The sequence below is a fragment of the Halobacillus campisalis genome (assembly GCF_030345335.1).
Taxonomy (GTDB): domain Bacteria; phylum Bacillota; class Bacilli; order Bacillales; family Halobacillaceae; genus Halobacillus_A; species Halobacillus_A campisalis.
In genome coordinates this window covers 218,570-239,828 of record NZ_JAPVRC010000004.1, presented here as the reverse complement: position 1 = coordinate 239,828, position 21,259 = coordinate 218,570, and the positions used below count along the sequence as shown (strand labels likewise).

General features: G+C 39.9%; 24 protein-coding genes and 1 riboswitch. Of the genes, 5 read left to right on the top strand and 19 right to left on the bottom strand.

The window, feature by feature from the left end:
- Positions 1–38: 38 nt before the first annotated feature.
- On the bottom strand, positions 39–233 hold the full coding sequence (locus O2Q26_RS10955; protein ID WP_253935302.1) for a YfhD family protein: 195 nt from the start codon (positions 231–233) through the stop codon (positions 39–41).
- A 77-nt stretch (positions 234–310) separates the two neighbouring features.
- A riboswitch (guanidine-I (ykkC/yxkD leader) is annotated at positions 311–415 on the top strand.
- A 48-nt stretch (positions 416–463) separates the two neighbouring features.
- On the opposite strand from O2Q26_RS10955, the gene O2Q26_RS10950 reads away from it, so the two are divergent.
- Positions 464–799, top strand: coding sequence for a DMT family transporter (locus O2Q26_RS10950; RefSeq protein WP_289216032.1), 336 nt, complete (start codon positions 464–466; stop codon positions 797–799).
- Positions 796–1,110, top strand: coding sequence for a DMT family transporter (locus tag O2Q26_RS10945; RefSeq protein WP_289215937.1), 315 nt, complete (start codon positions 796–798; stop codon positions 1,108–1,110). The genes O2Q26_RS10950 and O2Q26_RS10945 overlap by 4 nt, the downstream gene beginning before the upstream one ends.
- A gap of 447 nt (positions 1,111–1,557) precedes the next feature.
- Here O2Q26_RS10945 and O2Q26_RS10940 read toward each other — a convergent pair whose 3' ends face one another.
- The 7 genes from O2Q26_RS10940 to O2Q26_RS10910 all read right to left on the bottom strand — a co-directional run bounded on the left by O2Q26_RS10940 (position 1,558) and on the right by O2Q26_RS10910 (position 9,855).
- Positions 1,558–2,172, bottom strand: a complete 615-nt coding sequence (locus tag O2Q26_RS10940) for a PH domain-containing protein (protein WP_289215936.1) — start codon at positions 2,170–2,172, stop codon at positions 1,558–1,560.
- A 52-nt stretch (positions 2,173–2,224) separates the two neighbouring features.
- On the bottom strand, positions 2,225–3,052 hold the full coding sequence (locus O2Q26_RS10935) for a carbohydrate ABC transporter permease (protein WP_289215935.1): 828 nt from the start codon (positions 3,050–3,052) through the stop codon (positions 2,225–2,227).
- Positions 3,053–3,065: 13 nt separating this feature from the next.
- The gene (locus tag O2Q26_RS10930) at positions 3,066–3,908 is read right to left on the bottom strand and encodes a carbohydrate ABC transporter permease (RefSeq protein WP_289216031.1); all 843 of its coding nucleotides are present in this window, start codon (positions 3,906–3,908) and stop codon (positions 3,066–3,068) included.
- Between the two features lie 179 nt (positions 3,909–4,087).
- Entirely contained in the window at positions 4,088–5,347 is a 1,260-nt protein-coding gene (locus O2Q26_RS10925; RefSeq protein WP_289215934.1) for an ABC transporter substrate-binding protein, read from the bottom strand.
- Positions 5,348–5,369: 22 nt separating this feature from the next.
- The gene (locus O2Q26_RS10920) at positions 5,370–7,487 is read right to left on the bottom strand and encodes an amylo-alpha-1,6-glucosidase (RefSeq protein ID WP_289215933.1); all 2,118 of its coding nucleotides are present in this window, start codon (positions 7,485–7,487) and stop codon (positions 5,370–5,372) included.
- Positions 7,488–7,551: 64 nt separating this feature from the next.
- The gene (locus O2Q26_RS10915; RefSeq protein WP_289215932.1) at positions 7,552–8,565 is read right to left on the bottom strand and encodes a LacI family DNA-binding transcriptional regulator; all 1,014 of its coding nucleotides are present in this window, start codon (positions 8,563–8,565) and stop codon (positions 7,552–7,554) included.
- Between the two features lie 117 nt (positions 8,566–8,682).
- Entirely contained in the window at positions 8,683–9,855 is a 1,173-nt protein-coding gene (locus O2Q26_RS10910; protein ID WP_289215931.1) for an MFS transporter, read from the bottom strand.
- Positions 9,856–9,987: 132 nt separating this feature from the next.
- Between O2Q26_RS10910 and O2Q26_RS10905 the strand changes: the two genes are divergently transcribed.
- Positions 9,988–10,746, top strand: coding sequence for a TrmB family transcriptional regulator (locus O2Q26_RS10905; RefSeq protein ID WP_289215930.1), 759 nt, complete (start codon positions 9,988–9,990; stop codon positions 10,744–10,746).
- A 49-nt stretch (positions 10,747–10,795) separates the two neighbouring features.
- On the opposite strand, the gene O2Q26_RS10900 is transcribed toward O2Q26_RS10905, so the two are convergent.
- The 7 genes from O2Q26_RS10900 to O2Q26_RS10870 all read right to left on the bottom strand — a co-directional run bounded on the left by O2Q26_RS10900 (position 10,796) and on the right by O2Q26_RS10870 (position 15,665).
- Entirely contained in the window at positions 10,796–11,035 is a 240-nt protein-coding gene (locus tag O2Q26_RS10900; RefSeq protein WP_253935311.1) for a hypothetical protein, read from the bottom strand.
- Between the two features lie 75 nt (positions 11,036–11,110).
- Positions 11,111–11,716: a serine/threonine-protein kinase gene (locus O2Q26_RS10895; protein WP_253935312.1), complete on the bottom strand. Its 606-nt coding sequence runs from the start codon at positions 11,714–11,716 to the stop codon at positions 11,111–11,113.
- Positions 11,717–11,822: 106 nt separating this feature from the next.
- The gene (locus O2Q26_RS10890; protein ID WP_289215929.1) at positions 11,823–12,362 is read right to left on the bottom strand and encodes a PepSY domain-containing protein; all 540 of its coding nucleotides are present in this window, start codon (positions 12,360–12,362) and stop codon (positions 11,823–11,825) included.
- Positions 12,363–12,584: 222 nt separating this feature from the next.
- Positions 12,585–12,737 (bottom strand): small acid-soluble spore protein P, encoded by a 153-nt coding sequence (locus O2Q26_RS10885; RefSeq protein WP_289215928.1) that lies wholly within the window; start codon positions 12,735–12,737, stop codon positions 12,585–12,587.
- A 137-nt stretch (positions 12,738–12,874) separates the two neighbouring features.
- Entirely contained in the window at positions 12,875–13,576 is a 702-nt protein-coding gene (locus O2Q26_RS10880; RefSeq protein ID WP_289215927.1) for a PepSY domain-containing protein, read from the bottom strand.
- A gap of 47 nt (positions 13,577–13,623) precedes the next feature.
- Complete coding sequence (locus O2Q26_RS10875) at positions 13,624–14,976, bottom strand: sensor histidine kinase (protein ID WP_289215926.1); 1,353 nt, start codon at positions 14,974–14,976, stop codon at positions 13,624–13,626.
- Positions 14,973–15,665 carry a response regulator transcription factor gene (locus tag O2Q26_RS10870; protein ID WP_289215925.1) on the bottom strand — a complete coding sequence of 231 codons (693 nt, stop codon included), beginning with the start codon at positions 15,663–15,665 and terminating at the stop codon, positions 14,973–14,975. Before O2Q26_RS10870 ends, O2Q26_RS10875 begins: the two co-directional genes overlap by 4 nt.
- A gap of 134 nt (positions 15,666–15,799) precedes the next feature.
- Here O2Q26_RS10870 and O2Q26_RS10865 point away from each other — a divergent pair, with 134 nt between their 5' ends.
- Positions 15,800–16,192 carry a hypothetical protein gene (locus O2Q26_RS10865; protein WP_289215924.1) on the top strand — a complete coding sequence of 131 codons (393 nt, stop codon included), beginning with the start codon at positions 15,800–15,802 and terminating at the stop codon, positions 16,190–16,192.
- 16 nt (positions 16,193–16,208) lie between these two features.
- Here O2Q26_RS10865 and O2Q26_RS10860 read toward each other — a convergent pair whose 3' ends face one another.
- Positions 16,209–16,424: a YozQ family protein gene (locus O2Q26_RS10860; protein WP_289215923.1), complete on the bottom strand. Its 216-nt coding sequence runs from the start codon at positions 16,422–16,424 to the stop codon at positions 16,209–16,211.
- A 217-nt stretch (positions 16,425–16,641) separates the two neighbouring features.
- Here O2Q26_RS10860 and O2Q26_RS10855 point away from each other — a divergent pair, with 217 nt between their 5' ends.
- Positions 16,642–16,776 carry a hypothetical protein gene (locus tag O2Q26_RS10855; RefSeq protein WP_289215922.1) on the top strand — a complete coding sequence of 45 codons (135 nt, stop codon included), beginning with the start codon at positions 16,642–16,644 and terminating at the stop codon, positions 16,774–16,776.
- Positions 16,777–16,797: 21 nt separating this feature from the next.
- Here the strand turns inward: O2Q26_RS10855 and hpaB are convergent, their stop codons facing one another.
- The 3 genes from hpaB to aceB form a co-directional block, all read right to left on the bottom strand.
- Positions 16,798–18,234 (bottom strand): 4-hydroxyphenylacetate 3-monooxygenase, oxygenase component, encoded by a 1,437-nt coding sequence (gene hpaB / locus O2Q26_RS10850; protein ID WP_289216030.1) that lies wholly within the window; start codon positions 18,232–18,234, stop codon positions 16,798–16,800.
- A gap of 118 nt (positions 18,235–18,352) precedes the next feature.
- Positions 18,353–19,645 carry an isocitrate lyase gene (aceA, locus tag O2Q26_RS10845; protein WP_289215921.1) on the bottom strand — a complete coding sequence of 431 codons (1,293 nt, stop codon included), beginning with the start codon at positions 19,643–19,645 and terminating at the stop codon, positions 18,353–18,355.
- Positions 19,646–19,657: 12 nt separating this feature from the next.
- Positions 19,658–21,244, bottom strand: a complete 1,587-nt coding sequence (gene aceB, locus O2Q26_RS10840) for a malate synthase A (protein ID WP_289215920.1) — start codon at positions 21,242–21,244, stop codon at positions 19,658–19,660.
- Positions 21,245–21,259 lie beyond the last annotated feature (15 nt).

Genomic DNA, 21,259 nt, shown 5'->3' with positions numbered 1-21,259 from the left:
AATAAAACCATCTTCATATGAAGATGGTTTTATTATGCTTATCTTTTTGTTTTATTTTCGTGATTTGCTCTGCGGTCTGCTGCTTCGCTTCTTCTGATCGCTTCTAAATCATCATGATCAGCCATATCCTGTGAAAATTCCACGTCAAAGCCGTCAAACTTAGCGTGACCAGGAGTTTGAGACAACTTTTGTTTTTTCTTTGGATTTGAATGTTTATGTTCATCTCTTCCCATGTTATTGACCTCCTTCAAGAATTACGTTTAGGATTTGCTACAATAAAATTCTTATTCTATAATGAGCATAATTTAGCAAATGGCTCTTCTAGGGTTCCGCTCTTTTTTTTGAGAAGAGGACTGGTCCGAGAGAAGACACGTAGCAGAAAGCTATGACACGGAGGGACAAAAGCCCGGGAGATATTCGTAAAAGAATATCTCCTTTTTTTATAGGGGGAGAGGATATGAAATTGAATAAGGAATGGATGAAGATTTTTATTGCGGCAATTTTTGAGGTTGGCTGGGTGATCGGTTTAAATCACGCAGAGTCTCTAACTCACTGGACGGCCACTGTTATTGCTATTTATATCAGCTTCCACCTGCTGATCGCTTCTGGTAAAAAGTTACCTGTTGGTACCGCCTATGCCGTATTTACTGGCCTTGGGACAGCTGGTACCGTAGCTGCAGAAGTATTATTTTTTGGTGTTCCCTTTCAATGGCTCAAGCTATTTCTTATCACTTTCCTTTTAAGCGGTGTGATCGGTCTGAAGTTTGTATCTGAAGGGAAGGAGGCAGAAGTTCAATGAGCTGGTTTTATTTAGTAGCAGCGGGATTATTTGAAATGACCGGAGTGCTAATGATTAATATATATCACCGGGCAAAGTCCATCGTTTCATTAGCATTACTCATCCTCGCTTTTCTACTCAGTTTCTTGTTTTTATCCTTGGCCCTCGAGAACCTGCCAATGGGTACTGCTTACGCAGTATGGACAGGGACAGGTGCGGCAGGCGGAGCACTTATGGGGATGATCTTTTTCCAAGAATCTGCAGAATGGAAAAGAGTGTTTTGCGTCTTCCTAATTATAGCTTCAGCAGTCGGATTAAAGCTTATCGAATAGCTATGTTAATCTCGTTGTTGATTTCTCATAAAAAGTTATTCACCAATATGGCAGGATAGGGGAAGGGCCTTTTAAATGCCTGTCCGGTCAGAAATAGCGCTTTACATCAAGGTTTTTAACAAAGGAAACTTGGTAAGAAAATCTGCAAATGTTTGCTTTTTCTTGAAGCGGTTTTGAGATGCTTTTTTGGCAGAGGTGCGGAAGGAAAAGGTGAGACTCCTGCGGGATGAGCGGGACAGGTGAGACCCCGCAGAGCGAAAGCTCGAGAAAGCTCAGCGCCCGCCCCACGGAAAGCGAACCGTTTCCTTCCGCCCCTAAACTCCCACTTTGTCTCGAAACTAAGTCTTCAACATAAAATAGCTTATATGAATACCAACAATGAAATTTAACAGTGCTTATCCAAAAAAGCACCGCCGTCTGCAAAAGACAAAGCGGTGCTTTTCTGCTTCAGTTTTTTATGAACAATTCAAATACATAACCGAAATCTTTGATATGGTACTGATTCTTTGTTTCAAGAAGCCAGTTAAAAGACGTCTCATTTATATCTCTGAATTCATGAGATAAACGGGTTTCGTTGGTACGGCTGTTCTGCAAAGTAGTTGATGCGGTGTGCAGACTTTGGTTCGCGTACTCCGTAAACATCTTGTTTTCTTCAGTAATCTCTGAAATTTTCAGAAGGGATTTATATAAATCCTTCACTTCTTCAATAAATTTCTTATGAACATCGATATCAAATTCTTCATTGCCTAATTGGAATTTGATTTCTACATCTAAATCAATTGTGCCTGCGGTTTCTAATTCGATATTGACAAAATCATTCTTATGATAAGAATATCTGCGAAGTGTGCGTTTTTTGCTTGTAGCACTCGTTCCATCCACATGAATGAGGGCTTTGTTCGTAAAGCAGTATTCATCCGCTTTCGATTTTATAAGGAAGTAGATTTTTTCGCCATCTTCATGCATGACATAATCATCAGCGTCCACCTTATCATAATCCTCCGGCTGGATAACACTTCCAATATCACTTAAACCTAGTGCGTCTGTAGCCATCTTTTTAAACATGGTTCCCCCTCCTCTTTGAACCATTCTATCATTTAGAAGGTTGGGAATCTATTTACTTATCGGCTGTGAAAGACATTCCCTTCATGAAAAATTTATTGAAGAACATGTAGATGACCAGAACAGGTAAAGTGAACACCATGGAAGCTGCCATAATATAATTCCAGTAAGTGACGTATTGACCTTTGAAAGAATTAAGTCCGACTGTCAACGTGTACATATCCGCATCAGTCATAATGATCAAAGGACGCATAAAGTCATTCCAGAATCCCATAAAAACAAATATTGCTTGTGCAGCTAAAGCCGGCTTAGCTAATGGAAGGACAACTCTTATAAACATTCCAAAACGACCCAGACCATCTAATGATGCGGCTTCCTCCAGTTCTTTAGGGAAATTGATGAAGAATTGTCTCATCATGAAGATAAAGGTGGCGTTTATCATTGCTGGAACAATCATTCCTTGATAACTGTTCAGCCATCCAAGCTCTTTGAGGATCAAATAATTAGGAATCATAGTAACTTGGACCGGAATCATGATGACAGCAAGAATGAGCATAAACCAAACTTTCTTCCCCGGGAAGCTGATTCTGGCCAGAGCATAGCCAGCCATCGAATTGAATATCAAATTGAGAGCGGTCCCTCCCCCGGCTATAACAACAGAGTTGAGCAGCCATCTAAAGAATAGCTCTTCTTCGATAAAGATTTGCCTATAATTTTCAAACGTAAATTCATTCGGAATGAAACTCATTACTCCACTAGATATTTCAGCGAATGTTTTGAATGAGGAAGAGAGAGCCCAGACGAAGGGCACTAATGTAATGACTGCGTAAGTAATTAAAACGACATACAGTAACTTCTTTGACCATTCTTTTTTGTTGTTCATTAGAATCCCTCCATCAATTGAATTGTTCTTCCTTAGACAACACACGCTGTAAAATACTAGCGACCAGTATAATCAGAGCTAACATAAAGGCGATAGCTGTGGCATACCCCATGGTGCCTAACGATTTAAAAGCATACTGATAAATCAACAGAACCACAGTCAAAGTAGAGTTTGAAGGTCCCCCAGATCCGCCTGAGAAAATATACGACTGGTCGAACAATTGAAAAGTTCCGATTAACCCCATGATGACAACAAAGGATGTGATCGGGCGCAGTTGCGGAACTGTTATATACCAGAACCTTTGTATCACATTGGCTCCATCAAGCTCAGCAGCTTCATATAAATTTTTAGGCACGCCTTGAAGAGCTGCTAAGTATATCACCATAAATAGTGGAGCTGTTGCCCATATGTTCATAATCATGATGGAGTAAAGGGCAATATTAGGATCCCCAATCCAATTGTAAGTAGGTAGATTTACAGTCTCCAGCATGTTATTAATAAGACCATTTTGGTTGTACATCCACATAAATATAAGAGTAAGTACAGCTGAAGAAGTTAAAGTTGGCAGGAAATAAATGATCCTGAATATTTTTTCTCCCTTTAATCCCGCATTGAGTGTTGCTGCTAAGAACAGAGCTAAAAAGGTTTGAACAGGAACAACGATTCCAACATATAGACCTGTGTTCAGTAAAGCCCGTTTCGCTCTTGCATCATCCATTAACCTTAAGTAATTGTCTACACCCGTGAAGTCTAAAACGGTGCCGCCGAGTAAAGTGACATCAAAAAAGGATAAAAAGACCGCATATAGAACCGGGCCTAAGATAAAGGTCAATAACACTAATATAGTCGGCAGCATAAATCCATAGCCTTGAATGATGTCCCTCAGCAGACGTTTATTGCTTCTTCGTTTCTTTTTACTCTCTTTCACTTTAGAAGTGCTTGAGGTTTCAGCCCGTTCCATAAGAGGCCCTCCTTTAATATTTTTCCTAAAGACCGCCATTAATCAACGGCCTTTAGGCTATCCTGATCAATCAATTAGTCACCGATTTCATCGTTAGCGACTTCTTCTCCTGTATCAAGTGCGTCTTCGAGAGATTTCTCTCCTAAGAAAGCGGACAAAAATTCATTATCGAAGTTGTTGTAGATCGTCGGCAGGTTGGGGCCGTCTGACCACGTCGTAGCATATTCAGCTCCAGAAACTAGCGGTCCGCGAAGCTCATCATCTTCAAACCCTAGTTCCTCCGCAACAGACTGACGAGCCGGCAGCTCAATTCCAGTTTCTGTCCAAGTTTTCATACCTTCTTTACCTGTCAAATAAGAGATCAGCTTCCAAGCCGCTTCCTTTTTTTCTGAGGCTTGATTCATAACATAAGAAACTGTAAAAGCCATTGTTCCCTGCGTTCCGTTTATTTCAGGAATTTCAGCTACGCCATATTCCAATTCCGGGAACGTTTCTTCAAAGTACGGTACATTCCAGTTACCTTCCATAACCATAGCAGCACGCCCTTGGCCTAACATTTCACCTGTTGATTCAGATCCCAATTCTGAAGGAGCGGCAGCTGCTCCTTCCTCTGTACGCAGATCAACTAATGGCTGCAATCCTTGTACGACTTCCTCACTGCCAAAAGCCGCCTGATTATCTTCAACCATATCTCCACCAGCAGATTCACCGATAAACTGGAGACGGGCCATTTGTGGCGCTACTCCTAATCCGACAGTATCCTCTGTAGTCAGTTCAATAGCGGCTTCTTCTAGCTCCTCCCAATTTGTAGGAACATCCACACCTGCTTCATCTAACATTTCTTTATTGTAAAATAGCCCAAGCGTAGAATATCCTTTAGGAAATCCATAAGTTTCTCCCTCTTCATCCTGAAAAGCTTCAATTAATGTGTCTTCGAAATCACCGGTATCGAACTCATCGTCCACATAGCTATTCAGCGGTTCCAAAACACCGGTTTCAATTATAGCTGGTGCTTCAACAGCATCTAAGTAAAATACATCAGGGCCTTCTCCGCCCACTAACCTTGTTTTTATAACATCCATATATTGATCAGCAATTGCTTCATGTTTTACTGTAATGTCTGGATTTTCCTCTTCAAATTCTTCCAGTTGAGTGTTAAGTAAACTTTCTTCCTCAGGTGAAGAAGCCCATCCTGCGAGGGTCAGTTCTGTTGTACCATCCTCTGATTCTCCACCACCATCACCAGAAGTCGTACCGTCATTCCCTGAACACCCTGCAGCCACAAATAAAAGAAACATTAATGCACTCCAAAACACCCATGCTTTTCTTTTCATACTTAATTTCCTCCTTAAAATTTTATTTAGATTCTACAGGCTGTGTGAAGACAATATTTAAACCTGTAGTATTTTCTAACACATCCACTTCGACTCCATTTTCTTGCGTAACTACTTTTATACTCAAATAACCCTTACCCACTGGCAAACGCTCTATCTTTAAATACTCCACTCCCTTTGGAAGTGCAGGATTCAAATGGATTTCACCTTGTAAAACATTAGGGAAAATTCCCAACAGCGATTGCACTATCGTTAACGAAGTCCCAGCCGCCCAAGCTTGAGGAGAACACGCGACAGGATATTCGATTAATCGGCCACGCTTTTCGTCATAGCCGCAAAATAATTCCGGCAGCCTGTAATGTTCAAACTGGGAGGCTGATTTTAATAACGCATCAGCTGTTATTCCTACTTCTTTAGAAAATCCTAATTTACTCATGCCTAACAGGGCGATACTATTATCATGCGGCCATACACTTCCATCGTGATAACTCATCGGATTATACGCTTTCTCTGTTGCCGCCATCGTCCGTATACCATAACCGGAAAACATAGGTTCAGATAAAAGCTTATCGACAACAGCCCGGCTTCTAACAGAACTTGTGATTCCCGAAATCAAGGTGTGACCAGGATTCGATGTTATCGATCCTACTTGTGCTTTATCCTGATCAAGAGCAACAGCATAAAATTGCTCATCCTCCATCCAGAAAGCGTTTTCAAATTTGACCTTTAGTTCATCAGCTTCGTTCCTTAAAGAATCAGCTTTCTTCATTTGATTGTTTCTATCGTAAATTTCTGCAAGACCCGTTTTGGCATGGTATACATATCCTTGTACCTCTGATAATGCAATAGGTGGTTCCGCATAATGTCCATCCCGATGAACGATTGAATCGGCAGAGTCTTTCCACCCTTGATTGGCAATTCCTTTAGAAGATTCCTGGAAATATTCAACAAATCCATCACTATCTCTATCCCCAAATTTATCTATCCATTCCAGCGCTCGCTCTACATTTGGCTGTAATTGTTCGAAAGTCTCAAGATCTCCAGTCCATTTCACATATTCGCAAAGTAAAACTAAAAACAATGGTGTAGCGTCGATCGTTCCAAAATAAGGAGTGAACGGAACCTGGTTCGTGTTCGCAAGCTCTCCGTATCTTATTTCATGCATGATTTTACCTGGTTGCTCGTCTCTCCACTCATCCTCTTTTGTACCTTGCTGATCAGCTAACGTATATAAAGTTCCCCGAGCAGATTCGGGGTAATAAGGGAGCAGCTGCCACGCGGCAATTAGACTATCTCTACCAAAAGGCACTCCGAACCATGGTAAACCTGCTACAGGAAACTGCCCATGACCGAGATTTGTAAGCAGCACTCTTAAGTCCTTCAGCCCCTGACGAAACGAATTATTTAAAGCTTCGGAATCTGAATGTATGGTCGGCAATTGATTATTCCAGCTCTCATGCGATTGACTGAGTAGTGTAAAAGCTTTTTCATAATCAAGAGGCAGCCCCTTAAGCTGACCTTTGATTTCGACGGACGTTTTGATTATAAGTTCTTCTTGCTCCTGGGGTTTTAAGGAAATAGGGAAATGGTATAGCTGCTGGTCAAATGCATCTGCATCGGCTGCCTTGCTCCATTGCAATTTAGTAGACCTTTCTAGTTGGTCCGCTCCCTCATAGCTGAACTTCACGTAATCTTGTTCAGAATCTATTCCTGATATTCTGCCGATGTTCCCTGACTGGAAGCCTCTAATTAAAAACATGTCTTTAAAGTCCGCTCCAGCTTTTAAGCTGAAAGTAAAATCGATAGGCTGCGGGCTGTAGTTCTTCAATATGATCTTTTCATAAAATACTTCTTCATATATAAATTGTTCACGAGATATTTCTACCGATTCTCGCCATAACTCGATGCTTCCGTCCTGCTCTTGATGAGGATTCGTAAGTATCATTCTGGAAACATAGTTGCTGGAACCATCTGAATCTATCAAAATAGGTGCTTCACCATTTATAAAGAGCTCTAAACTGCTTAAGAACCTCGTGTCATTTATGTATAGTCCGAGCCCGTTCGATCCACCTGGGTAAATATTTCCGTCAGGGCTTGTAAGTAAAAACATGTTATTTTCTTTTATTGCTCGATAATCCATTATTACTCTCCTCCTATCAAATACTTTTTCTTCATCCGAAACGTTTCGGATTTGTTTAAAAAAATTAAGATGTGGCGCTTGTGGAGCTTCTGATTTTTAATTCGGTTTTCAAGATGCATTGCTCAGGCGGCTGCTGATATTTCAGCATTTTCACTAACATTTCGGCTGCATTATAGCCTAGAGCAAATTTATCTTGCGAGATAGTTGTTAAAGAAGGTGATATGTAGCTGGATAAGGGGATGTCATCGTAACCGACTACAGAAAGATCTTCAGGGACACAATAATTCAATTGTTTGGCTGCTGAGATCGCTCCAATTGCCATTAAGTCACTTGCACAGAAAACGCTGGTCACATCGGGCTGTTCTTTAAGTAAGGACATTGTTTCTCTGTAAGCCTCTTTTTCTCCGAAAGAACCATCCTTGACAAGTTGGTCTTTAAAACTGATGCCATATTCTAGAAGAGCTTGTTTGTAACCTTCTAACCTCTCTTTACTTACGAAAGCCTGCTTATGACCATTGATCATTCCAATATTGCGATGACCTAGCTCTAGTAAATGAAGTACCGCATTCCTTGCACCTTCAACATTATCTGTTGAAACATACCCAACATGTTTCGAACTGACTGGGATATCTATGAACACACAAGGGATATCGGATTCCATTACTTCTTCAAGGTAAGGATCGTCTGTCTTGATCCCTTGCAATATGACTCCATCTACCCTTCTTTCTTTACAGAGTTGTGTATATGTTTTTTTTCTTTGTTTGGAAGAATCCGTGTTGAACAGCACTAAATCGTATTGAGTTTCTGCAATATAGCTGTTGATCCCGGACATGACTTCTACTGTAAAACCGTCCTTGACACTCTCTTTGTTAAAACCTGAAACTAATAAACCGAGGGTCTCCGATTGGTTTTTAACAAGACTTCTCGCCAGTGAATTAGGACTATAATTTAATTCCTTAGCAACTTGTTCAATCTTCTTTCGTGTTTCAGCATTGACGTCTGAATACCCATTAAGAGCACGAGAAACAGTAGTAACTGATACTCCGGCCTGGCTGGCAATATGCTTAATTGTTGTCATTAATTTTTCCTCCAAAACGTTTCGGATCCATCTTGTACCTTAGGTTAAAACAATTCTGACAATAATGCAAGCCCTCTCATAAAAAAAACAACCGGATTTCTCCGGTTGTTAATATCCCTATGAAGATTGTGACGTTTTCGCGGAAACTACTCCACTTGACCTCGTGATTGAATAAACGGCTGTAACCAAAGCAAACAGAACAAAAACTCCGCCTACAGAAGCGTTATGGATCACCGATGACTGTTCAATCACTATAGCTCCAATTGTAGACCCAAATGCTATGCCAAAGTGTAAGGCTGAATTATTCAAACTTTGCTGAATATCTGAAGTCTCAGGCGCTGAAGCAATCAAGTAGCTTTGCTGAGCTGGGGTAATCGCCCAACTTAACATGCTCCACATAACCATTACAGTCAAAAACAGTGGTAACGAGAACGTGACAAATGGAATGATGAATATAGAAATGGCAAACGCAGTGATGATCACTGGAATACTGCGCTCAGCGCCCCATTTATCAGATATCAAACCTCCTGCTCCACCACCAAGTACAGCTGCAACTCCGAATATGAAATAGACTATACTGACCCAAGTTCCATCTAAGCCCATCGTTGTTTTTAAAAAAGGTGTTAAATAGGCATATAAAGTTAAATGACCGGTTAGGAACAAAAAGGAGGTCAACTGCGCAGTAAAAATTTTATTATCTTTCAACGTTCGTATCTGCTGCCTTAACGGCAGACCAGGTTTCGGTTCGATCTTTTCCAGAAATAAAGCTACTCCAACCATAGAAACGAGAGTAAGAATGGCAATTAGCAGAAAAGGCGCACGCCACCCAAACGCATTTCCTATTGTAAGTCCAATAGGCACCCCTAGCACTAATGATCCACTGATCCCCATATAAATGATACCGATCGCTCTTGCCTTGTACTCTTTCTGTACGATGGCTGAGGCCATTGTGATTCCCAGAACAACGAGAAGAGAACCACTAGCCGCTGAAATAATTCTCGCAATAAGTATAACGGTATAAGTAGGACTCCAAAAAGCCAGCAAATTCCCAAGGAAAAAAACAAATAATGCAACAAGAGTCAGTTGTTTTCTTTCATACTTCGCCGTTACTGTTAACAATAAAGGAGAGGCAATAGCGAAAACTAATGAGAAAATCGTTATCAACAACCCCGCTTGACCCAACGTAACTCCGAGGTCTACCGCTATTAAGTCAAGGGTCCCTCCGATTATTAATTCTACAGTTCCAACTACAAACGAAACTATAGCGAGCATATATACTTTTTTATTCATCTACAACTACTCCCTTTAATTAGGTTACCACTATAAAGGTAACCTAATTAAAGACTTTTGACAAGACAATTTACTGTTCAATTAAAAACATGTATTCTTACCTTAGAGTTTAGACGGAAGGAAGTTCAACTTATGCTGCAAAAATTCGGGTTTACCCAATACGAAAGCCAGGTCTTTGAAGTGTTGACCAGCAGTGCTCTCCCTTTAGATGCCACATCTGTCGTGAAATATTCAGGTGTCCCTAAATCTAAAGTTTATGAAGTCCTGAACCGGCTCGCCGATAAAGGGTTATTACTAATTTCATTTCATGAAAGAAAAAAATTGTATCACGCTCTTCCTCTGGACACGACGATTGAGAAACTTACGAAAGATTTCAACGAAAACATAAGAGATTTAAAAGAAAGAGAATATACTCTAAAACCCACGGACGACAGGGTATGGTCATTACAGGATGGGAACAGTATCGACGCCCTTCTGAAAGAGAAGATTACAGAAGCTCAGAAAACGATTTACCTAACAGGGTGGAATAAAGACATAGAAGATTATCTCCCTCTTTTAGAAAAGAAAAAAAGCGAAGGACTGGAGGTTGAGGTATTATCTGTGGGGAGTCTGAAGACGAAGTTACACCCTCTCCACATATTACTGCCTGATGAAAAGCATGAAGCATTGGAGCAGCACAGGTTGTTGATCATAGATCATAAAGACATTGTATTTGCAGGAGTAGAACAGGGGAGCTGGCAGGGAATAACTACTGCATCAAGCCCTCTAGTCAAGTTTTTCATTGAGTTTTTCTACCATGATGTAGCATTGACAGAAATCACAAAGAAGTATGATGCTGTTCTGATGCAGGACGAAGAGATTAAAGATATTCTTATGAAGTTAAGATATTAAAAAAAAGGAGACCTCTTTTAGTTTGAACTAAAAAAGGTCTCCTTCCCATTTACACTTTTTCCACAATGTACGCTTTCTTCTCTCGGAAGTATTTCTCTCCATCGTTTGAAGAATGTTCAAAAAATCCGTCAAAAGCACCTGTGACTTTATATTGGCGTTCAGGATCTGTGAATAATTGAGACTCATTGTTCGATAAAACAACTACATCTGTTGTACTTACAAAACTGTCTAATTCTTTTGCAAGATAATTTTTTCCTACCTCAATATTGCTTAAACGATATTGTGACATGATTAAATTCCCGCCTTTCTTATCTTCATTACAGGACTGTTCCCATGAAAATGAAGGTTGAAACGTAGGGATATTTTAAATAGGTAATAAACGCTTTCGGTATAGCCGTATAATTAATTCTAGGAAGATAGGAGCGAATCTTTTAGGGAAATATTTTTTCTGGTAATACGTAAAATAGGCTTTTTTTAAATCTGACCAGTGTGGACAATCTTTATCCTGGGTGAATCTGACGACATCAATAACTTTGATCTGATTGTTATTTGTAAGCATGATGTTTTTTAAATGAATATCAGATGGGTTCAAGCCTTGTGATCTCGCGTAACCTAAAGCATCATCTACCATAGCTACCATGAGCGGGGTAATAGGGATACCAGCTACAAGGCACTCGTAGAATGTCATACCATTTAAATATTCAAGTACCAAATATCCTTCTCCGACTTCTACAAGTTCAGGATAATACTTATTGTGGGACAGTCTTTCATATACAGCCGCTTCTTGGTGAGCTAACTGTTTAAATTCAGGATAAAAAACTTTCACAGCATAATCTGGTGAGCCTTCCATTCTAAATACTGCAGCACTTCTACCTTGGCCAATCAAGGTGAATTCATTAGGTACTGTGTCTACTTTTTGATGAATAAAAAGGGTTTCTTCAACCAATTCTTTTATTGTTTTAGTATTCATGGTCATCCCCTCTGTCCTTAACCTAATATATAATTATTATACCAAATATTATCAAATTTCCTAAAACTTTCGACTTCAAAAAAAGAACTGCCAAAAGGCAGCTCCTTTAATCTTCATCCCGGTCCTTCTCAAAATCAATGATTTCGCCGTTTTCTCCATTTACTTTTATTTCATATTCAATGTTTCCATCTCTGAATTCAAGCTCATAGTGACCATCATCCAACTTGACTTCCTTCAGGTTCCCCTCAGCTTCGTTTTCTGCAATAGACACAGCCTCTTCACGGTCGATCGTTACATTGTAATTCTTCGATTGCTCATCACGATCATCATCATCCCGATCGACTTTCAATATCTCTGCAGTATTGGCATCAACTTCAACTTCAATATTCTTCCCATCTTCATCCAGAATGTCTACCTCATAATAAACTCGTCCATCATCTTCATCTTTTTCAATTTTTGTAACTTCTCCAGATATTTCTTCTTTTGCCGCCTCTTCTGCTTCTTTAGAACTTTTTTGTTCATTTGAAGCTGTAGAATTCGTTGTTACTTCAGGAGTTTCTGTGTTATTCGTTAAGGCTCCAGCACTCATTGCTCCTCCTAATAAAACCATTCCTACAATACCACCGGTTACTAATTTCTTTTTCAATGCTATCTCCTCCTTGTTGTTGTTAATTACACTATAACCACTGAATATGAGAACTTCCCTAGAGTAAAATGAGAGTTTGATGAGAATAGGCTAAATTGTTCTTTTATATGGTGTGTATTAATTTGTAATTTTGTCGGTTAAGTAGTGACTTACGCCCAGCTACTAAATAAATCGCAAAAAAAAAAACAACCATGATGAAAATCACCATGGTTGTTCCATCTATTATAAATCGTGAGATGACTTGCTGTTTTGGCGACTATGGTTCGCTTGCTTCGATTTATGATTTCCTTTCATTGGCTCGCCGTATGGTTGGGACGGGCTTTTTGGCAGATTCGGTTCTTCTTGCTGCTTAGGTCCTTTGGGCCGCATTGGCATTAAATTACCTCCTTCCTTTTTCATAACTAGCATGTGAAGATAGGTTTTAAATATGCCTTTCTCCATCTCAAAAAAATAACCCCTCCATTCAAACGCACAGTGAGTGTACATTTAAATGAAGAGGAAATAATAGGTAATCAATCTTCCCAGCTAACGGACAATACCTCGCCGGAGATGGCATGGACCTGTACTTCGGCCTCCAAATCATCTCCTCGTTCAACCTCTATGAGAAAATATGGAGGTTTTCCATCTACAGCTTCCTCGAAATCTACATCATCTACTGTCCCTTCGACTTCTTCTGCTGCAATTTCGCTTGCTTCTTCTTTGGAAATTCGAGTATTAGGGCCCTGGGTTACTTTTAATTTCTCTTCAGTGCTCAAAATATTTCCCTCTTCATCTAGAGTAATGAAATAACTGATCTCTTTCTCCTCAATGATGACCTCATAAGATATGGCTTCATCATTTTCTTGAGAAGTGAAAGAGGTAATTTCACCATTATATCGCTCATTTGCTATTTTTTTGATTTCTTCTTCTTTCGATGATTGCCCTTCTTTTTCATTCACTTGAATTTGTTGTACATTTTTCACTTCTGCACGTTCCAGGTCAAAGACAATTTCATACCTTCCTGTTTCTGTTTCCAGTGTCAAAATGGAATCATCACCATCTAATTGCTTTTCAACTACATTCCCTTTATATTGAATTTCCACGTGTTCGATAGCTTCTTTTTCACTTAGAGGGTCTGCTGCTGTGACACTAGATACAATTTGCCATATGAGTACAGTAAGTAAAAGAAGTGATACAAATACAATCGTTACTCTTCCTGAGGTCGTTCGCAACATGAATCCCCCCTTTCCTTAACATCATTATATAGGAGAATAATGAGAAATTAATGAGAAAGAGGAACCTTTATCATGGCTTTTGTACCCGAACCAAGCTCACTCGATAAAAAGACCTCAGCTTTTAAAGCTTGTTCCAATTCTTTTGCTAAAGAAAGTCCCAGCCCAAAACCTCCACTCTTACGATTCCTTGCTTCATCTACACGGTAGAACCGATCAAACACTCTCTCCAGATCTTCTTTAGAAATGCCTATTCCGTAATCGATGATTTCTAATACTCCAAAAGAATCCATAGCAGTGATTCTCACGGTTATCTTATCCTCACTGTATTTCTTAGCATTGTCCATGAATATATATAACAGTTGCTTTAATTTCTGTTCATCGGTCGTTACATTTACTTCCTGATCAGCTTGAATATCTACATTACGGTCATAAGCATTAACAAATGCCTGCACACTGGTTTTCACCAGTTGGTTCAAAGAGACCTTTTCCATGTTTACGTTCCATTGTGCATCTTTTTTAGCAAGCATCAAGAGTTGTTCAGTTAATTCTTTCATCCTTTCAGCTTCTGAGTTGATGGCTTCTACGGATTCTTGAAAAATGTCCGGGTCAGATAACCCTCTTCTCTTTAGCAGACTCGAATACGATTCCACTACTGTTAACGGCGTCTTTAATTCATGGGAAGCATTAGAAACAAATCGTTCTTGTTTTTTGTAATTTTCCTCAAGTAATTCAATCATGTCGTTGAATGATTGACCCATTGTATGAAGTTCGTCTCTGGATTTGTTCGATAAGTCGATCCTTTTAAAATTCCCGCTCTTTCTGATTTCCTGCATGGTTCGGGTCATCGATGTTATCGGCCGAATGATTAAATTACTCAGTAACCTTGAAGATAAAAAGAGAGGTATCATTCCTATAATAGTCGCAGCAATCAGTACAAATTTAAGCGTTTGAAGATTCTCCTGAGTAGAAGCAATTTCCTCAGTCACTTGCAGGGCAGCTACTCCTCCGTCCTCCTGAATGATGGGAGTCGATACAAAGGTATGCTGGTTTTCATTGTATTCAAGTACCTCAGTAATTTCGCCGGAGAAATAATTTTCCGGGAGTTCCTGAAGCCTTTGCTTCCCAGTCGCAGCAATACCTGCTTCTACTCCTCCCTCTTCGTTTATGACTTGCACCATTCCGTTGACAGGTACATAAGCCCTTAGAAAATCAGTAAGAGGTACATCGTTCGTTCCCCGGTTTATTTCTTCTATGATTCTTTCCGCTTCTTCCTCCGTATCTTCCAATTCACTTGATATCAGTATACGGCTGAATGAAAAGTAGATGGCCATATTGATCAAAATCAATAAGACAAAAAACAAGGCAGTCGTGAATAAGTGGATTCGGTTTTGTAATTTCATCGTGGATCCTTCAGAATGTAACCGACACCTCTTACCGTATGAATAAGTAACGGCTCATAAGGTTTGTCCATTTTATTGCGAAGGTACCGAATATATACGTCGACAACCTTCGTGTCTCCGTAGTAATCGTACCCCCACACGGCATCCAGAATTTGCTCTCTGTTTAGAACCTGCCGCTGATTTTTCATCAAGTATGCAAGTAAATTGAATTCTCTCGGGGTCAAATCAATGAGGTTACCGTCACGATAAGCCTCGTGCGTACTTTCATTCAATTTTAAATTAGCAGCTTGAAGCCATTTTTTTTCACCTTTATCATTCTCGGGACTCTGTCGTAAAGCTGCTCTGATTCTGGCTAATAACTCTTCAATTTGAAATGGCTTTGTAATATAGTCATTCGCTCCTAAATCCAGCCCGGACACTTTATCTTCCACCGAATCTTTAGCCGTGAGTAAAAGGATAGGAATCCGATCATCGTTTGATCTGATTCTTCTTAACAATTCAATCCCGCTGATCCCAGGGAGCATGACATCTAATAGCAGCAAATCCCATTCATTGTCACGATATAATTGCAGAGCCTCTCTTCCGTCAAAAGCTTTCGTTACGGAATATCCTTCAAATTCCAACTCTAATTCCAGAACACGGGCTATTTTCATTTCGTCTTCAACTACTAGAATGGCAGGCCTGTTCAAAAGAACTCCTCCTTTTTCGTCTTCTTTATCGTATATTAGCATGACATGCTCATTTTTAGTATAGAGGAATCACTTGACAATGATAATCATTATCAATTAAAATATATGTAACCATAGCAAGAGAGGTGAATTTAATGAATCAACCTTTAATCGTTACTCAACCTTTTAGTCATGTTCAAAATGCGGCCTATGAAGAACTTAAGAAAACTATTCATTTTCATAAATTTGAAAAAATCAATTTAACAGATCCTCCACATTACATTGACCCAATGGGGTGGTATATTCCTTTAGCAAATGACCGTTGCGCGTTTCATTTATCGTCGGATACTCTCGATGAATATTATCGTAAGGGCTTCATTACTACCTATGATGATTTAGTGTTAGAAAGGAATTACCTTCAATATAAAATTAACCAATCACTCGATGATAATGCCAAAGAACAATTTGAATTATTTGCCGACAAATTGAATAAAGTGAATCACTTGATCGATTCTTTTACAAAAAGCAAAAACCCCATCGCTCTTTAAGCGCGGGGTTCTTTTTTTACTTTTTTCGAGATGAAAGGTTTTCTACTTCATGACTTTTCAAGTTACCGTCTTCATCTACCTTGTCTACCTTTGCATCATATGTGCCTTCTGTTAATGTGTCCGTTACTTGTTCATGAGTTACAGCCAGCCCCTGGGACACGGAGTCTTTCCTCTCGTAATCCTGAACGTCATACTTGCGATCACCAATTGTCTTTCCTTTTTCCTTCTTCATGATTGAACCCTCCTCTATCTATTTATTTGCATTTATCTTATGAATAAACATCTATATTTAAGTGGAAACTACAGTCATTCAATACATGGAGGATGGAGAAGAAAAATTCATGAAGCCACTCCAATCTCTTAATGAACGAATGCTGAAAGAAATTTCTCATCACTAAAAGCAGCGTCAAGCTGTCGAAAGAAAGAACAGCGAAGAAGGTGGTGATACGATGAGCAAGAAGAGTAATGCAGATAAAAGCAAAAATCCAAAGACTGTAAGCCCTCAAGGACTGACTGAAGATATTGCAGATCAACAACCCCATTCACAATTAGAACAAAAAGCCAAGAAATCAAATAGAAAATAATAAGCTGACTTAAGTGTCAGCTTATTTTTTATTCATTATATTTTTCACAAAATCTTTGGCACATTCCATTTCATATGTTTGATAGATGGTTTGCGATAATCTCACCGGGTCCCCAAAAAAGAATCGCTCATATAATGTCTGTCTTGATCCGAAAGAACTCATACAAAGGTCAAATGCCAGGCTAAAGAGCTGGACTCTCTCCTTCCCATTCACCTCAAACCCTTGCATATAATAATCGAGTTTTTCGCCTATCGCTGAATCAAATTGTTTTTCCTGAGGAAGGTTAATCATTCCGCTTGCCCCTAATAATTGAAGAATTTCCGTAAATCGCGGATAATTTCCCTGAAACTGATTAACAGCAACGTACAATGGAGTTCGGTCAGGAAGCATCACGCCATTTTTATCTTTAAGTGATTGAACTTCAGATGCCAATAATAAAGCTTTTGAAGATTCTAATCCCTTTATAATTTCTGTAACTTTATTTTGAACGTGGGGATAATTCCCGATATTAATCGTATCAATGACAAGCTGCGCAATTCCTAAAATAAATTCTGTTTTTACAACCTGTCTGGAAACAATTTGATGAAGAGCGAAAGGAACAAAGTTCCCACTCTTATAAAACTCATTCGCCATGCGAATATTATTATAGAAAAAGACTCTTTCCCAGGGAACGAGTACCTCATCGAAAAGAACAAGTGAATCCATTTCCTCAAAACGTGAACTGAGAGGGGAATTGAAATTTGTTCCATCGCCGATCAATGGTTTCCTGCATACGAATCGCAATCCTTTAGTGTTACTAGGAATCGAAAAGGCGAAAGCATGTGATTCATCCTGGATACCAGGTGCTGAAAAAACAATAATTTCATCCGTGATTCCGCCCTGCGTAGCTAATAATTTCGCTCCTCTAACGACAATTCCTTTTTCTGTCCTCTTTATGACCCTAGCGTTTGTAGTGTCATCTTCAAAGCAGGACAAAGAAGAACGGTTGTTTTGCGGATTGATGAAGGTGTGGGTAAAAGACAAATCATTCGAAGCCGCGTATTCATAAAAAGCCGTTAAATGCTCGGGAAAACAATTCGGTTGATTTTTCAACAAGTGGACAGAGCTTGCAAAAGCAGCCAAAGCCGTATTCATATAGTCCGGGCTTCTTCCCATCAATCCTGCTGTATGTCTGGCCCATACCTGACTCATCTTGCGTCTTTTTTCAAGATCAGACCGCGATTTTGGAATTAAATACGAAGTCCCGAACTTTTCACCTTTTCCTTTTGACTGGTAATACATAATTTCCTTTAAATGGTCCTGGTGCTGCATGTCATATAACTCTGCTTGACTTTTTATTACTCCTTTAAAAACAGGATGATCGGATATTTTTTCCTTAACAGTGTCTCCCTCGATCCAAACCTCCGTTTGAAGTTTGTTTATCCTATCTACATACTCCGCACCTGTAACTATTGCCATAGGCACTCCCTGCTCTCCTAAAAATAGTTGAATACAGCAGTTTATGTGGAGGCGCGATAAAAGTGTCAAAGGACATGCAAACAAAAATTAAACCCGCCTATCTGGCGGGCTTAAACTATTATGATTTCACAGTTTCACTCTTAAATTGATCGGTTTCCGTTGAACCTTTCAATGCTGTAGTGGAAGAAGTTCCACCTGAAATGACTTGGGCAACTTCGTCAAAATATCCTGTTCCTACCTCACGCTGATGGCGAGTAGCAGAATAGCCATACTTCTCACTGTTAAATTCATCTTGCTGCAATTCTGAATAAGCTTCCATTCCGCGTTCTTTATATTGGCGGGCCAGTTCGAACATCCCATGATTCAAGGAATGGAAGCCGGCAAGAGTTACGAATTGGAATTTATATCCCATTTCACCTAATTTCTGCTGAAATTGAGCAATTGTTTCATCATCTAATTTACTCTTCCAGTTAAAAGATGGAGAACAATTATAGGCTAACAATTTCCCAGGAAATTCTGAGTGGATAGCCTCGGCGAATTTCTGGGCCTCATCCAAATTAGGCTCTGATGTTTCGCACCATACTAGGTCCGCATAAGGAGCATAAGCGAGACCTCTGGCGATCGCTTGATCAATGCCGGCATTAGTCTTGTAAAAGCCCTCAGCCGTCCGCTCCCCAGTTATAAATTCATGATCGACTGGGTCTATATCACTAGTGATCAAATTGGCAGCATTTGCATCTGTGCGGGCAATGATCAATGTCTGTACTCCCATTGTATCAGCTGCAAACCTCGCTGAAATCAGATTTCTAACTGCAGTTTGAGTAGGAAGAAGTACTTTTCCGCCAAGATGTCCGCATTTTTTTTCAGAAGACAATTGATCTTCGAAATGAACAGCTGCTGCTCCTGCTTCAATCATTCCTTTCATCAATTCGAAAACATTCAGTTGTCCGCCAAACCCAGCTTCGGCATCGGCAACGATTGGCGCGAACCAGTCGATATCTTCTTTTCCTTCCATGTAATGTATTTGGTCAGCTCTCTGAAGTGCTTGATTGATTCTTTTTACTACTTGAGGAACACTATTTGCCGGGTATAAACTTTGGTCAGGATACATATGTCCAGATAAATTAGCATCGGCAGCTACCTGCCAGCCACTCAAGTAGATGGCTTTCAGGCCAGCTTTTACTTGCTGCATCGCCTGATTTCCAGTCAAAGCCCCAAGAGCGTGGACATAATCTTCTTCATGGAGTAGTTTCCACAACTTTTCTGATCCTTTTTTTGCAAGCGTATGCTCAATATCCATCGAGCCACGAAGGCGGATGACCTCTTCCGCATTATAAGGACGAGTAACCCCATTCCAGCGTTCTTTGTTTTCCCACTCATCGCGCAAATTCTCAATTCTTTCATTTCTCATTCGTATTCCTCCCTAAAGATATTTATAGGCTTTCAAAGTAAGAAACTCAGCAAATTCATCTTCTTCGATCAGTTCTTTAAAAATCTGTGAAGCTTGATGGTAATGCCCATTGTTATACTGCTGCTCCCCAACTAACTGCTTAATTTTCGCCAATTCCTCTTCTAAAATTTCCTGCACTAGCTCTAAAGTAATGTCTTCATCCCCGATTTTTCCTTGGGGGTGGCGAATCCAATGCCATACTTGAGCCCTTGATATTTCCGCAGTCGCTGCATCTTCCATAAGATTATGAATTGGTGCCGCTCCTTTTCCTCCGAGCCATGAAGCAATATAAAGAATACCTACATTGATATTCGTACGGAGACCATGTTCGGTAATTTCTCCTTCTGGCACTTCGACTAACTGCTCAGCAGTCACATGAACATCGTTTCGTTTTTTAGATATTTGGTTCGCTTCCGGCATACCTGTGTTAAACACTTCCAATGCTGTCCCCACCATGCCCGGGTGGGCGACCCACGTCCCGTCGTGGCCATCCCTAACCTCACGATGCTTATCAGTTATCACTTTTTCGAAAGCGGATTCATTTTTTTCAAGATCGTTTTTAACAGGAATTTGCGCTGCCATGCCGCCCATCGCATGAATACCTCGCTTATGACACGTTTTAATAACTAGTTGAGAATATGCTCGCATAAACGGGACTTCCATCGTCACCTGGGATCTGTCCGGTAAGATCATGTTTGGATCCTGACGGAACATTTTCAAATAGCTGAAAATATAATCCCACCTTCCACAATTCAGTCCAGCTGAATGTTCCTTCAACTCGTAGAGAATTTCATCCATTTCAAAAGCTGCCGGCAGTGTTTCCAGTAAGGCAGTCGCCTTAATAGTACCTTGAGGTATTTTCAAATAGTTTTGAGCCTCTATAAAAATTTCATTCCATAGTTTAGCTTCTTCGTGGTGTTCTAACTTTGGAAGATAAAAATATGGACCAGATCCATTTTTAATCAATCTCTTTGAATTGTGGAAAAAATATAATCCAAAATCGACGATGCTCGCTGAAACAGGTTCTTCGTTTACTGTTAAGTACTTTTCTACCAGATGCCATCCTCGAGGACGGACCTTAAGTACAGCTGGGTTATTGTTCAACTGGTACAGTTTTCCGTCGGCGTTCTTGAAATCGATCTTTCGGTCTACTGCATCTTTTAAATTGACTTGGCCGTTTATATTATTTTCCCAACTCGGTGAATTAGCATCTTCAAAATCAGCCATGAATACTTTAGCTCCAGAGTTCAAACCATTGATCACCATTTTTCTATCTACAGGACCTGTTATCTCTACCCTACGATCTTTAAGATCCTCAGGGATCGGAGCTACCGTCCAATTTCCTTCTCGTATGTGTTTCGTTTCTTTTTTGAAATCAAGCTTTTGTCCTTTGTTCAACTGCTGTTGAATCTCGTGACGTCTCGTCAGCAGTTTTTTTCTCTTTGACTCGAATGTATTGTGAAGATGCTCTAAAAAAGATAGAGCATCTTCAGTTAAAATATTCTCAAACTGTTTGTTCATTGGTCCTTTTATTTGTACTCCCTTTGTTTCTGTTCTCATTCACAAACCACCTTT